This is a genomic window from Novosphingobium rhizosphaerae (genome assembly GCF_050920675.1).
In the GTDB taxonomy this organism is placed as follows: Bacteria; Pseudomonadota; Alphaproteobacteria; order Sphingomonadales; family Sphingomonadaceae; genus Novosphingobium; species Novosphingobium rhizosphaerae.
Map to the genome: position 1 here is coordinate 415,092 of NZ_CP137862.1, position 12,879 is coordinate 427,970.

The following is a 12,879-nucleotide window of genomic DNA, read 5'->3' on the forward strand; positions in this document are numbered from 1 at the left end:
CGATGTTCATCCCCGCCGATCCCCAGGGCCAGGTGGCCGCTTCCGCCCCCGATGTGGTGCAGGTGCGCAGCGCCTGCCCTTATTGCGGGGTCGGTTGCGGGGTGGTGATGGATGTGGCCGCCAACACGGTGGTGCGGATGCGCGGGGACAAGGCGCATCCGGCCAACCGGGGGCGGCTGTGCACCAAGGGCCAGACGGCCCACGTGCCGCTCACGGCGCCGGGCCGGGCAGAGCAGGCGCAACTGCGCGGTGCGGATGGCGCACTGGCGCCGGTGGCTCTGGATACCGCGATTGCCGCCGTGGCCGACGGGCTCAACACCATTATCGCGCGCGATGGACCCGATGCCGTGGCGCTCTATGTTTCGGGGCAAATGTCGCTCGAGGCGCAATACCTGGCCAACAAGCTGGCCAAGGGCTTCATCCGCACGCGCCATATCGAAAGCAATTCGCGCCTGTGCATGGCCAGCGCGGCCAGCGGCTACAAGCTATCGCTCGGCGCCGATGGCCCGCCCGGTTCCTATGACGATTTCGACGCGGCGGACTTGTTCGTGGTGACCGGCGCCAACATGGCCGATTGCCACCCGATCCTGTTCCTGCGGATGATGGACCGGGTGAAGGCGGGTGCCAAGCTGATCGTGATCGACCCGCGCCGCACCGCCACGGCCGACAAGGCGGACCTGTTCCTGCAAGTGCGGCCGGGCACCGATCTGGCGCTGCTCAATGGCCTGCTGCATATACTGCTGGCGCAAGGCGCGGTGGACGCCGATTTCATCGCCGCGCACACCAGCGGCTGGGAAGCGATGCCCGCATTCCTGGCCGATTACGATCCCGCCTGCGTGGCCACGATCACCGGCCTCACGCAAGCCGACCTGCACCGCGCGGCGCGGATGATCGCGGAAAATCCGCGCTGGATGAGCTGCTGGACCATGGGCCTCAACCAGTCCACCGCCGGCACGTGGAACACCAATGCGCTGTGCAACCTGCACCTGGCCACCGGTGCGATCCTGAAAACCGGGGCGGGGCCGTTCTCGCTGACCGGCCAGCCCAACGCCATGGGCGGGCGCGAGATGGGCTATATGGGCGCGGGGCTGCCCGGCCAGCGCAGCGCCGAAAACGCTGCTGACCGTGCCTTTGTCGAAAGCGCCTGGCGCCTGGCGCCCGGCACGCTGCGTGGCGAAAGCGGGCAGGGCACCATCGCCTTGTTCCAGGACATGGCCCAAGGGCAAATCAAGGCCTGCTGGATCATCTGCACCAATCCGGTGGCGAGCGTGGCCAACCGCAAAAGCGTGATCGCGGGGCTGGAGGCGGCCGAACTGGTGATCACGCAGGATGCGTTCCTGGCCACCGAAACCAATGCCCATGCCGATGTGGTGCTGCCCGGCGCGCTCTGGGCCGAAGGCGATGGCGTGCTGGTCAATTCCGAGCGCAACATGACGCTTACCCCGCGCGCCGTGCCGCCGCCGGGCGCGGCGCTGCCCGATTGGCAGATCATTGCCCGCGTCGCCTGTGCAATGGGTTTTGTCGAGGCGTTTGCCTACAGCAGCGCGGCCGAGGTGTTCGAGGAAATCCGCCAGTTCGCCAATCCGGCGACAGGCTATGACTTGCGCGGCGCCAGCCACGCGCGGCTGCGCGCAGGGCCTGTGCAATGGCCCTGCGCGCCCGAGGGCGAGACACGCAACCCGATCCGTTATGCCGATGGCGGGGAAGTGCGCTTTCCCACGCCCGATGGCCGCGCCCGGTTCTGGCCGCGCCCGCATCTGCCGGCGGCCGATCTGCCCGACGCCGATTTCCCGCTGGTGCTCAATACCGGGCGGGTGCAGCACCAGTGGCACACCCTGACCAAGACGGGCAGGGTGCCCGCGCTCAACAAGCTCAACCCCGGCCCGTTCGTGGAAGTCCATCCCGACGATGCCGCCGCCCTGGGCGTGGCGCATCAGGGCCGCGCGCGCCTGCGCTCGCGGCGGGGGGAAGCGGTGCTGCCCGTGGTGGTGACGGATCGCGTGCTGCCCGGCACCTGCTTTGCCCCATTCCACTGGGCCGATCTGTTCGGCCCCGATCTGGCGGTCAACGCGCTCACCAGCGATGCGGTGGACCCGATTTCGTTGCAGCCGGCGTTCAAGTTTGCCGCTGTCGCGCTGGCTGCCGCATCGCCCGCACCGATCGTGCCCGCGGCAACCGCGGCAACCGCGTCATCGGCCGATAAGGCGGCATCTGGCCCGGACGTGCTGGTGGCCTGGGCCTCGCAGACCGGGCGGGCCGAAGGACTGGCGCTGGCCCTGGCCGAAGCCCTGGCCGCGCAGGGCCACGCCGCGCGCCTGGCCTGCCTGGCCGAACTTGCGCCCCAGGACCTTGCCGGGGTGCGCCATGCGCTGTTCGTGGCCAGCACTTTTGGCGATGGTGACCCGCCCGACAACGGCGCTGCGTTCTGGCGCGCTTTGGCCGTTGAGGCGGCGCTCCGGCTCGATCACATGGCTTTTGCCGTGCTGGCGCTGGGCGATGCCAGCTATGATGCCTTTTGCGGGTTCGGCCGCGCGTTGGAAGCGCGATTGACGGCGCTGGGCGCCAGGCCCCTGGCCGCGCGCCACGATTGCGAGCCCGATGACGACCACGCCCCGTGGCAAGCGCGCGTGCTCGCTGCCCTGCCGCCTGGCCAGCGCCCCGCCGTCGCCGCCAAGGTCGCGGCACCACCCGCCATCGACCGCCGCAACCCGGTGGCCGCGCCGCTGGTGCTCAACCAGCGGTTAAGCCGGCCTGGCGCCGCCAAGGACGTGCGCCGTTTCGGCTTCGATCTGGCCGGGACTGGCCTGCGCTACAAGGCTGGCGACGCGCTGGGCGTCTGGGGGCGCAACGATCCGGCGCTGGTGGCGCAGATTCTCGATTGTCTGGGCCTGCCGGGGGAAACCCCGGTGGCCGTGGGCGAAGCCGTGGTCCCGTTGCACGAAGCGTTGATCAGCCGCCGCGAAATCACCCGGCCCGCACGCGCCGTGCTGGAGGCGCTGGCCCTGGTCGATGGCGATGCGCCTTTTGCCCCGTTGCTGGCTTCGGCTCGCAAGGCTGCGCTCGATCAATGGCTATGGGGCCGCCAGATGATCGACGTGCTGGCCGCGATGGCGGTGCGCCCCGGCGCGCAGGCGCTGGTCGATGCGCTGCGCCCAATGCAGCCCCGGCTCTATTCCATTTCGTCCAGCCCGCTGGCAGGCCCCGACCGCGTGGAATTGACCGTTTCCGCGGTGCGCTGGGCGCAAGGCGGCGCATTGCGCCACGGTGCCTGCTCCACATATCTGGCAGACCGCTGCATCGACGCATCCCCGCGGATTTTCGTGCAGCCGACCCAGGCCTTCGTGCTGCCGGCCGACGATGCCGTGCCGGTGATCATGATCGGGCCGGGCACGGGCATCGCGCCGTTCCGTGCCTTCCTGCAGGAACGCGAGGTGCGTGGGGCCGTGGGTCGCAACTGGCTGTTCTTTGGCGAGCAGCACCGCGCGAGCGACTTCTATTACGAGGACGAGATTGCGCATTGGCACGCGCAAGGCCATCTCGCGCGCCTGTCCCTGGCGTTTTCGCGCGATAGGGCGGCCAAGGTCTATGTCCAGCATCGCATGGCCGAAGAAGGCGCGGCGCTGTGGCAATGGCTGGCAGAGGGCGCGTGCCTCTATGTCTGTGGCGACGCGACGCGCATGGCGCGCGACGTGGAAGAAACGCTGGTGCAGGTGATCATGCGCCATGGCGGCATGGATGCAGAGGGCGCGCGCGCCTTTGTCGATGGCCTGCGCGAACAGGGCCGCTATTGCCGCGATGTCTATTGACGCAGCCTTGCGCAAGGCATTGGAATATTGCGATACGATGGGGTAACTGAGGCCCAGGTTCATCGTGCATACAGCATTCCCGGCCAACTGGCGGGTTATGGTGACTATGGCGATGGACAAGAGCGGCGGGCGCGCGTCGCGCAGCAGGGCGGCAGCATGGTTGGCCGCTTCGGCCCTGGCTGCCTTGGCGGCCCTGCCAGGCGCCGCCCGCGCCCAGGCGCAGGATCAGACCGCCCCGCAGATCCAGTTGCCCACGCTGCCCGCGCCCGCTGCGCCACCCGCGCCAGCGACCGAGCAGGCCACGGCAACGCCCGCTCCGGCCGAATCCGCCCCGGCCGAGCCCGCTCCACCGGCCGAAGCAGACGAAGCGCCGGGCATCGTGGTGCAGGGTGACAGCTTTTCCCGGCAAGACCCGGCCCACGCGATCAACCAGAAATCGTTCGAGGCGATCCAGAAGGGGGACAAGCTGGTCGTGGCCCCGGTCGCGCGCGCCTATGAAAAGACCCTGCCGTCGCCGCTGCGCCGGGGGCTGCACAATGCGCTGTACAACTTGCGCGAGCCCAGCAATTTCGTGGCGTTCCTGCTCGAGCACAAGTTCGGCAAGGCCGGGCAGGTGCTGGTGCGCTTCACGGTCAATTCCACCGTGGGCCTGGCCGGCCTGATCGACGTGGCCAAGGCCAAGCCGCTCAAGATTCCCTATCGTCCCAATGGCCTGGCGGACGTGGCCGGGTTCTATGGGATCAAGTCGGGCCCCTACCTGTTCCTGCCGCTGATCGGGCCGACCACCCTGCGCGACCTGATCGGCACCACGATCGACCGCGCGTGGTTCCCGCTCGCCGTGGGCAAGCCGCTCGACACCGTGCCCTATGGCCTGGCCGTGACCGTGATCGGCGGCCTCGATGATCGCACCGCGATCGACGGGCAGCTCAAGAAGTTCCGCGAGGAATCCCCCGATCCCTATAACGCCACGCGCGATTTCTACCTCAAGCGCCGCCAGGCGGAGATCGACGCGCTGCGCCATCCGCACAAGGACGAAGCCGCGCCGCCTGCGCACGAGGGTGACCGGCCCTAGGCCGCATAGGCGAGGCGCGCCGGCACCGCCAGGCGCACCAGGGTACCCAGATGGTGCCCGCTTTCGATCGAGAACGATACGCCGATGCGCCGGGCCCGCTCGCGCATCCCGATCAGGCCATAGTGTCCCTTGGTCAGCGCATCGGCGCCGTCCGCGTCGGTGGGGAGGGTGGCGATGCCGATGCCATCGTCGCTGACGAACAGCGCCAGCGCCCGCGCACCATAGTCCACGTGCACGTCCACTGCCGTCGCCTGGGCGTGGCGGACGGCATTGCACAACGCTTCGCCCACGATCGCGACGATTTCGTCGACGATATCGGGGTGCAGCGGCCGTACCGCGCCTTTCACCGTCAGTGTCAGGGCGGCATCGGTCACCTGGCTGTCGAGCAGGCGCTGCAACTCGCGGCGCAAGTGGCGGTCTTCCAGCCGGCGCAGCCCCTTTACCCGGTCGCGCCCTTCGATCAGCATGGCTTCGGCCCGGTCCAGCGCCGGAACCAGCACGGACTGCGCGGCCGGATCGTGGGCCAGCCGGTCGGCCACCGATTGAAAGCGCATGAGCAGCCCTTGCACCCCCTGGATCAGCGTATCGTGCAATTCGCGCGCAATACGGGCGCGCTCCATCTCGCGTTCGGCCATGCGATCGCGGATCAGCCGCCCGAGGTATTGCACCCGGGCCATATAGACGAGGTAGAGCGCGGCCGAGACTGCCAGGATCGCCGCCAGCGGAAACCACCAGGTCTGGTAGAAGCGCCGGGCAATGGCAAAGCGCACGCGCTGGCCCACCGGGTTCCACACCCCGTCTTCGTTGGCGGCGATCACTTCGAAGGTATAATCGCCGGGGCCCAGATCGGTGAACACGGCGCTGCGTTCGGGCGATGGCGCCGTCCAGGCCCCGCTGCTGCTGCCGGCCGACAGGCGCGTGCGGAACAGCACGCGCTGGGGCACGGTAAGGCTGGTAGCGGTGAAATCGATGCGCACGCCGTGGGTGCCTGCCGGCAGGCGCAGCCCCGGCAACGGTGCCCGCGCCGCGCCGCCCGCAACGATCGCGCGCACCAGCACGGCGGGCGGCAGCGGATTGCCGCGCAAGGCGTCGGGCGCGATCGAAACCACGTTGCGGCGGGTGAGGAACCAGATGCGACCATCGCCGCCTTGGGCCACTTGCGCGCCGGCCGCTTTCTGTACGAAGCTGTTGAGCCCGTCGCGGAAATCGAACAGCCGCCAGGGCACGGCCGTGCCGTGCCGGGCCAACGCGGTGGCGAGATCGGCGGCGCGCAGCCGCACGATGCCGATATCGCCAATTCCCCACACATCGCCATTGCTGGCGCGCACCATCCCGTTGAGCGAAGCGGCCCAGGGATAGCGCGTGGCCGGTAGCGCGTGCATGCTTGCAGCCAGCGGCGCCTCTATGCCGCGTGCGCCGCTGATCAGCGGGCCGCTGGCCGCGTCGCCAGGCAACAGGCCTTCGATCCCGCCGACGCGAGACTGGCTGTCGGGCAGTGCAACGAATGGGGCATCGAACGGCGCCGCGCCTTTTGCCGGTGGCGGCCCGCGAAACACGACGACAGCGCGCCCGTCCGCGCCGATGGCGATATTGGCCGGCAGGCTGCCTGGCGCGGACACGGCATGCCAGGCCCCGCCCGCGCGCCACCACAGCCCCTGGTCCAGCGCGGCGAGCCAAAGGCGCCCGGCGCCATCCTCTCCGCAGGCCAGCGGCGCCAACCCCGGCGGCAAGGCGATCGTTGCGCCGGCAGCGCCCTGCGGCCCCAGCCGCACCATCGCCGACTTGCGCACCAGCCAGGCGCCCCCCGCATGCGCCGGGCACAGCGCCGTGGCCGGGCTGGGCAGCGCCAGGATCGGCCGCGCGGCCTGGCCCGGCGCGATGGCATAGGCGGCGCGGGCGTCGGCCACATAGACCGTGCCGTCGCTGGCGGCGGCCAGGCGATAGCTGGTGGGGGAATTGGCGGGAATGGCGGTTTCCACCACAACCGGCACGCGGCGCAGCTTGTCCAGCCCCAGTTCCGTGCCGATCCACAGATTGCCCTCGCGATCCTGCAGCAGGGCGTGGGTCTGGTCCGACGTCAGTCCTTGCGTGGCATCGAAGGCAAAGCGGCGTAGCGCTGGGGCGCCACGCCCTGCGTTGTCCAGCCGCAGCACGCCGGTGTTCCAGGTGGTTTCCCACAAGGTGCCGCCGCTATCGAACAGCATGCGCGTGCCGCCCACCGGATCGGGATTGATCGCCAGCGGCGGCCCGGCGCGCCAGTGGCCCCGTTCGGCCGCGATGCGCCGCGTGCCGGCCGCGTCGGACAACCACATGGCACCGCCCGGCCCTGGCGCCAGGCTGGCGCGCGGGGTCACGGCGATGCCGGTATCGACAAAGCGTGTCGCGCCCGGCTGCCGTACCAGCACGCGGGTTTCGGTGGCCAGCCATTGCGTGCCATCGGCGGCAAAGGCCGTGCTCCACGCCGGTTCGGCCGGCAGGCCAGCCTCTTTGCCGAATTCCTGCCAGCGCCCGGCCGCATAGCGGGCCAGCGTGCTTTCGCTGCGCCCGCCGCGCACCACCCACATCGCGCCATCGCCCGCCTGGGCCATGTCGGTCACCTGGCGCGAGGGGTGGGGCATGGCCATGTCCACCAGGCGTCCGCTGCGCCAGGCCATCACCCCGCGACCGCGCCCCAGCCCCACCCAAACCGTGCCGTCGTGCGTGGCCGCCAGTTGTGATACCACCAGCCGCGCCGCGTCCTTGCCCGGCGGCTGCACCGGCTCGAACGTCAGTCCGTCAAAGCGGAACAGCCCTTCCACGCTGCCGATCCACAGGAAGCCGTCGCTCGATTGCGTCAGTGCGTTGATCCGCCCCGGCGCCCCTTCTTCCAGCGTCCAGTGTTCGTGCTTGTAGCCGGCCAGCGCGGGCTCCGGGCGCTGCGCGGCCAGCGGTGTTGCCGCCAGGGCAAGCAGGCCGGCCGCCAGCCTGCCCGCCTTGCGCCAGCGGCTAAAGTTCAATGATGCCCCGCCGTGCCGCCTTGGTCACCGCGTGGGTCCGATCGTTGACGTGCAGCTTGCCAAAGATGTTCTTGATGCCCGATTTCACCGTTTCTTCGGCCAGGTTGAGCGCCCAGGCGATCTGCTTGTTGGCATGGCCAGAGGCAATCAGTTGCAGGATTTGCGTTTCGCGCGGGGTCAGTGGCTCGTCGATTGCGTGCAGGGCGATTTCCTGCGCCACGTCGGGCGCCAGGTGGCGTTGGCCTTCATAAACGGTGCGGATCGCGCCCAGCAATTCGCGGCGCAGGCTGCTTTTGAGCAGGAACCCGGCGGCCCCCGCGCGCAGCGCCTGAAGCGCCTGGGCATCGCCGGAATAAGTGGTCAGCACCAGGATGCGCGCCTGGGGATGGCGCGCGCGGATCGCCTCTATCGCCGGCAGGCCGCCCATGCCGGGCATGCGCAAGTCCATCAGCACCACGCCGGGGCGCAGCGCATCATAGAGTGCAACGGCCTCTTCCCCGGTGGAAGCCTCGCCCACCACGGCCATGTCTGGCTGCATCGCAATCACCGCCGACACCCCTTCGCGCAGCATCGGGTGATCGTCGGCAATCAGGATGTCTATCGTGGTCTCGTCGCGCGCGGGCATGGCGCCAGCCGATACCATGGGCTTGGGCCCAAGGGTAGTCACCCGAAATGGGGGATGGTTGCCCCCCATGCAGGGGCTGGCAGCGGTGGAGCCCGCGCGCACACTGCCGGGCGAACGAAACGCTGGCCGTGCGCCGTGGGCAAGGTTGCCCATGGCGCCGCCGGAAGGGGAGCCTTCACGTCATGCCCACGATCACCACCGCCGATGGTACGGAAATCTTCTACAAGGACTGGGGCAGCAAGACCGCGCAGCCCGTGGTGTTCCACCATGGCTGGCCGCTGAGCGCCGACGACTGGGACGCGCAGATGATGTTCTTCCTGGGCGAAGGCTATCGCGTGATCGCACACGACCGGCGCGGCCATGGCCGTTCCACCCAGACGGCCGAAGGCAACGAGATGGACACCTACGCGGCCGACGTGGCGGCGCTGGCCGATCATCTTGACCTGAAGAACGCCATCCACGTGGGCCATTCCACCGGCGGGGGCGAAGTGGCGCACTATGTGGCGCTGGCCAAGCCCGGCCGCGTGGCCAAGGCCGTGCTGATCGGCGCGGTTCCGCCGATCATGGTGCAGACCCCGGCCAACCCCGGCGGCTTGCCGATCGAAGTGTTCGACGGGTTCCGTGCCGCGCTGCTGGCCAACCGCGCGCAGTTCTTCCGCGATGTGCCCGCAGGCCCCTTCTTCGGCTTCAACCGCCCCGATGCCAATGTCTCGCAAGGGCTGATCGACAACTGGTGGCGCCAGGGCATGATGGGCGGCGCCAAGGCGCACTACGATTGCATCAAGGCCTTTTCGGAAACCGATTTCACCGACGACCTCAAGGCCATCGATGTGCCGGTGCTGATCCTGCACGGCGAGGACGACCAGATCGTGCCGATCGCCGATTCCGCCCACCTCGCGATCAAGCTGGTCAAGCACGGCACGCTCAAGACCTATCCCGGCCTGCCCCACGGCATGGCCTCTACCCACCCTGACGTCATCAACGCCGACTTGCTCGCGTTCTTCAAGGCTTGATCCGATGACCTACGAAACCAGCATCGATCTTTCGGCCCACGTGCGCAAGGCGTCGGTCGCGCTGCTCCAGACGCGCCTGTCCGACGCGCTCGATCTTGAGGCGCAGGCCAAGCAGGCGCACTGGAACGTGCGCGGCCGCCATTTCCTGCAGCTGCACGGCCTGTTCGACGCCGTGCACGGGCAGATCGAGGACTTCGTCGATCTCCTGGCGGAGCGTATCACCACGCTGGGCCATGTGGCAGACGGGCGGGTGCAGACCACGGCGGGCGCCACCACGCTTTATGAATACCCGCTCGCTGCCCATGGCGGCGACGCGCATATCCGCGCGCTGGCAGCCAGCCTGGCGCTGTTCGCCAAGGCCGTGCGCGCCGCGATCGACGCAGCGGCAGCCGAGGGCGACGCCACCACGGCCGATCTCTTCACCCAGATCTCGCGCGAGAGCGACAAGCAGCTCTGGCTGCTCGAAGCCCACCTGCTGGCGGATTGAGCGTTTCCATTCTTCAAAGGACCGATCCCATGACCTTTCACGCCAAGTCGTTGATCAACCCTGACGACACCGTGTTCCTGTTCGTCGACCACCAGCCGCAGATGTCGTTCGGCGTCACCAGCATCGACCGCCAGTTGCTCAAGAACAACACCGTGGCCCTGGCCAAGGCGGCCAAGCTGTTCGGCGCGCCGATCATCCTGACGGCGGTGGAGACCAAGTCGTTCTCCGGCTATATCTGGCCCGAACTGCTCGACGTGGTGCAGCAGACGCCGATCGAGCGCACCTCGATGAATTCCTGGGACAGCGCGGAACTGGTTGCCGCGGTGAAGGCCACCGGCCGCAAGAAGCTGGTGATCGCCGCGCTGTGGACCGAGGCCTGCCTGCTGTTTCCCACGCTCAGCGCGATCGAGGAAGGCTTCGAGGTCTACATCATCACCGACGCTTCGGGCGGCACTTCGCCCGAAGCGCACGACGTGGCCATCCGCCGCATGGAGCAGGCCGGCGCGCAATCGCTCACCACGGTGAACGCGGTACTGGAACTGCAGCGCGACTGGGCGCGGCGCGATACCTATGACGGGGTCATGGCGATCACCCGCGAGCATTTCGGCGCCTATGGCATGGGCGTGGACTACGCCTACACCATGCTCCACGGCGCCCCCCAGCGCGGCCAGTTCGCCCACGAAGTGGTCGGCGGCGCCGAGCACTGATTATCCCCCCCGGCGGCCCGTCCTCTCCCTCTATCGAGGCGGGCCGTTTCCCCAAGGAAACCCCCCATGAAGGCTTATCTTGCATCGCTGGCGGCAGGCCTGCTCGTGGGCATCGTCTATTCGCTGCTGGGCGTGCGTTCACCCGCGCCGCCGGTGATCGCCTTGATCGGCCTGCTGGGCATCCTGGTGGGCGAACAGGTCGTGCCGCTGGTGCGCCATGCCGCTGCCGGGCACGCGCTGGTCGCCTTCGTGCGCACCGATTGCCGCAGCCACATCTTTGGCCGCCTGCCCGATGGCACGGCGCCGGAAAAGGACGCCTGAGATCATGGCCGATACCCTGATCGTCAACGCCAAGGTCACGACGCTCGACCGCGCCAACCCACAAGCGCAGGCGGTGGCGATCCGCGATGGCCGCTTCCTGGCGGTGGGCAGCGAGGGCGAGGTCCGCGCCGCCGCCGCGCCCGATGCCAGGGTGATCGACGCGGGCGGCCGCCGCCTGATCCCTGGCCTGATCGACAGCCACATGCACATCATTCGTGGTGGCCTCAATTACAACATGGAGCTGCGCTGGGACGGCGTGCCGACGCTGGCCGATGCCATGGCCATGTTGAAAGCCCAGGTGGACCGCACCCCCGCGCCGCAATGGGTGCGCGTGGTGGGCGGCTTTACCGAGCACCAGTTTGCCGAAAAGCGCCTGCCGACGCTGGCCGAACTCAACGCCGTGGCGCCCGATACGCCGGTGTTCATCCTCCACCTCTACGATCGCGCGCTGCTCAACGCGGCGGCGCTGCGCGTAGTGGGCTATACCAAGGACACGCCCAACCCGCCGGGCGGGGAAATCGTGCGCGACGCGGCCGGCAATCCCACCGGGCTGCTGCTGGCCCAGCCCAACGCCACGATCCTCTATTCCACGCTGGCCAAGGGGCCAAAGCTGCCGGAAGACTACCAGGTCAATTCCACGCGCCATTTCATGCGCGAGGTCAACAGCCTGGGCGTGACCGGCGTGATCGACGCGGGCGGGGGTTTCCAGAACTATCCCGATGACTATGCCATCATCGAAAAGCTCCACGCCGATCGCCAACTCACCGTGCGGATCAGCTACAACCTGTTCACGCAAAAGCCCAAGGAAGAGCTGGCCGATTTTGCCGGCTGGGTGAAGCAGGTATCGCCCGGCCAAGGCGACGATACCTATCGCCACAACGGCGCGGGCGAGATGCTGGTCTATTCCGCCGCCGATTTCGAGGATTTCCGGGTGGAGCGGCCCGACATGCCGCCGAGCATGGAAGGCGACCTGGAGCCGGTGATCCGCCTCTTGGCCGAGCATCGCTGGCCCTGGCGCCTGCACGCGACGTATGACCAGACCATCGGCCGCGCGCTCGATGTCTATGAAAAGGTCAACCGCGACATTCCGCTCACCGGCATCAACTGGTTCTTCGACCATGCCGAGACGATCAGCGACCGCAATATCGACCGCATAGCCGCGCTGGGCGGCGGTATCGCCGTGCAGCATCGCATGGCGTACCAGGGCGAATACTTCGTGGAGCGCTATGGCCACCGCGCGGCGGAGCGCACGCCGCCGATTGCGCGGATGATCGCGGCGGGCATTCCTGTGGGCGCGGGCACCGATGCCACGCGGGTGGCGAGCTACAACCCCTGGGTGTCGCTCTCGTGGCTGGTCACCGGGCGCACGGTGGGCGGCATGGCGCTCTATCCCGGCGCCAACCGCGTTTCCCGCGAAAAGGCGCTGGCGATGTGGACGCACGAGAACACCTGGTTTTCCAACGAAGTGGGCAAGAAAGGGCAGATCATGGCAGGGCAACTTGCCGATTGCGCGTTGCTGAGCGCCGATTTCTTTGCCGTGCCCGAGCATGACATTGCCCATATCCGCAGCGTGCTGACCCTGCTGGGCGGGCAAGTGGTGCACGGCGAGGGGGACTTTGCGCCGCTCGCGCCGCAACTGCCCCCGGCCATGCCCGATTGGTCCCCAGTCAACACCTTCGGCGGCTATCACCAGACCAGCGAAGCCCGCGCGATGCTGGCGAGTGCCTGCGGCTGCGCCAGCGCCTGCGGCGTCCATGGCCACGATCACGCGGCCGCCTTGGGCCAGGCCGCCCCGGTGGCCGATGTCCAGACGTTCTGGGGCGCGCTGGGCTGCGGCTGCTGGGCGGTTTGA

9 protein-coding genes are annotated in these 12,879 nt (G+C 68.7%); 7 read left to right on the forward strand and 2 right to left on the reverse strand.

Annotated features, from left to right (window positions below):
- The first annotated feature begins 2 nt into the window (after positions 1 to 2).
- Entirely contained in the window at positions 3 to 3,806 is a 3,804-nt protein-coding gene (locus R9J51_RS21745; RefSeq protein ID WP_179562383.1) for a bifunctional nitrate reductase/sulfite reductase flavoprotein subunit alpha, read from the forward strand.
- A 64-nt stretch (positions 3,807 to 3,870) separates the two neighbouring features.
- Entirely contained in the window at positions 3,871 to 4,878 is a 1,008-nt protein-coding gene (locus R9J51_RS21750) for an MlaA family lipoprotein (RefSeq protein ID WP_179562381.1), read from the forward strand.
- On the opposite strand, the gene R9J51_RS21755 is transcribed toward R9J51_RS21750, so the two are convergent.
- Both R9J51_RS21755 and R9J51_RS21760 read right to left on the reverse strand, forming a co-directional pair.
- Positions 4,875 to 7,874 (reverse strand): sensor histidine kinase, encoded by a 3,000-nt coding sequence (locus tag R9J51_RS21755; protein WP_179562379.1) that lies wholly within the window; start codon positions 7,872 to 7,874, stop codon positions 4,875 to 4,877. The two genes, R9J51_RS21750 and R9J51_RS21755, sit on opposite strands and share 4 nt — an antisense overlap.
- Complete coding sequence (locus R9J51_RS21760; protein WP_432788021.1) at positions 7,864 to 8,517, reverse strand: response regulator; 654 nt, start codon at positions 8,515 to 8,517, stop codon at positions 7,864 to 7,866. The genes R9J51_RS21755 and R9J51_RS21760 overlap by 11 nt, the downstream gene beginning before the upstream one ends.
- 164 nt (positions 8,518 to 8,681) lie before the next feature.
- Here R9J51_RS21760 and R9J51_RS21765 point away from each other — a divergent pair, with 164 nt between their 5' ends.
- The 5 genes from R9J51_RS21765 to R9J51_RS21785 all read left to right on the forward strand — a co-directional run bounded on the left by R9J51_RS21765 (position 8,682) and on the right by R9J51_RS21785 (position 12,879).
- Entirely contained in the window at positions 8,682 to 9,512 is an 831-nt protein-coding gene (locus R9J51_RS21765; protein WP_169475379.1) for an alpha/beta fold hydrolase, read from the forward strand.
- Positions 9,513 to 9,516: 4 nt separating this feature from the next.
- Positions 9,517 to 9,999 carry a DNA starvation/stationary phase protection protein Dps gene (gene dps / locus R9J51_RS21770; RefSeq protein WP_179562377.1) on the forward strand — a complete coding sequence of 161 codons (483 nt, stop codon included), beginning with the start codon at positions 9,517 to 9,519 and terminating at the stop codon, positions 9,997 to 9,999.
- 29 nt (positions 10,000 to 10,028) lie between these two features.
- Entirely contained in the window at positions 10,029 to 10,706 is a 678-nt protein-coding gene (locus tag R9J51_RS21775; RefSeq protein WP_168557065.1) for a hydrolase, read from the forward strand.
- 66 nt (positions 10,707 to 10,772) lie between these two features.
- Positions 10,773 to 11,027, forward strand: a complete 255-nt coding sequence (locus R9J51_RS21780; RefSeq protein ID WP_179562375.1) for a XapX domain-containing protein — start codon at positions 10,773 to 10,775, stop codon at positions 11,025 to 11,027.
- 4 nt (positions 11,028 to 11,031) lie between these two features.
- On the forward strand, positions 11,032 to 12,879 hold the full coding sequence (locus R9J51_RS21785) for an amidohydrolase (RefSeq protein WP_179562373.1): 1,848 nt from the start codon (positions 11,032 to 11,034) through the stop codon (positions 12,877 to 12,879).

Excerpts from the sequence above, each read along its gene's own strand:
- R9J51_RS21745 (WP_179562383.1), top strand. The coding sequence starts at position 3 with ATGTTCATCCCCGCCGATCCCCAGGGCCAGGTGGCCGCTTCCGCCCCC.
- R9J51_RS21760 (WP_432788021.1), bottom strand. The coding sequence starts at position 8,517 with ATGGTATCGGCTGGCGCCATGCCCGCGCGCGACGAGACCACGATAGAC.
- R9J51_RS21765 (WP_169475379.1), top strand. The coding sequence starts at position 8,682 with ATGCCCACGATCACCACCGCCGATGGTACGGAAATCTTCTACAAGGAC.
- dps (WP_179562377.1), top strand. The coding sequence starts at position 9,517 with ATGACCTACGAAACCAGCATCGATCTTTCGGCCCACGTGCGCAAGGCG.
- R9J51_RS21775 (WP_168557065.1), top strand. The coding sequence starts at position 10,029 with ATGACCTTTCACGCCAAGTCGTTGATCAACCCTGACGACACCGTGTTC.
- R9J51_RS21780 (WP_179562375.1), top strand. The coding sequence starts at position 10,773 with ATGAAGGCTTATCTTGCATCGCTGGCGGCAGGCCTGCTCGTGGGCATC.
- R9J51_RS21785 (WP_179562373.1), top strand. The coding sequence starts at position 11,032 with ATGGCCGATACCCTGATCGTCAACGCCAAGGTCACGACGCTCGACCGC.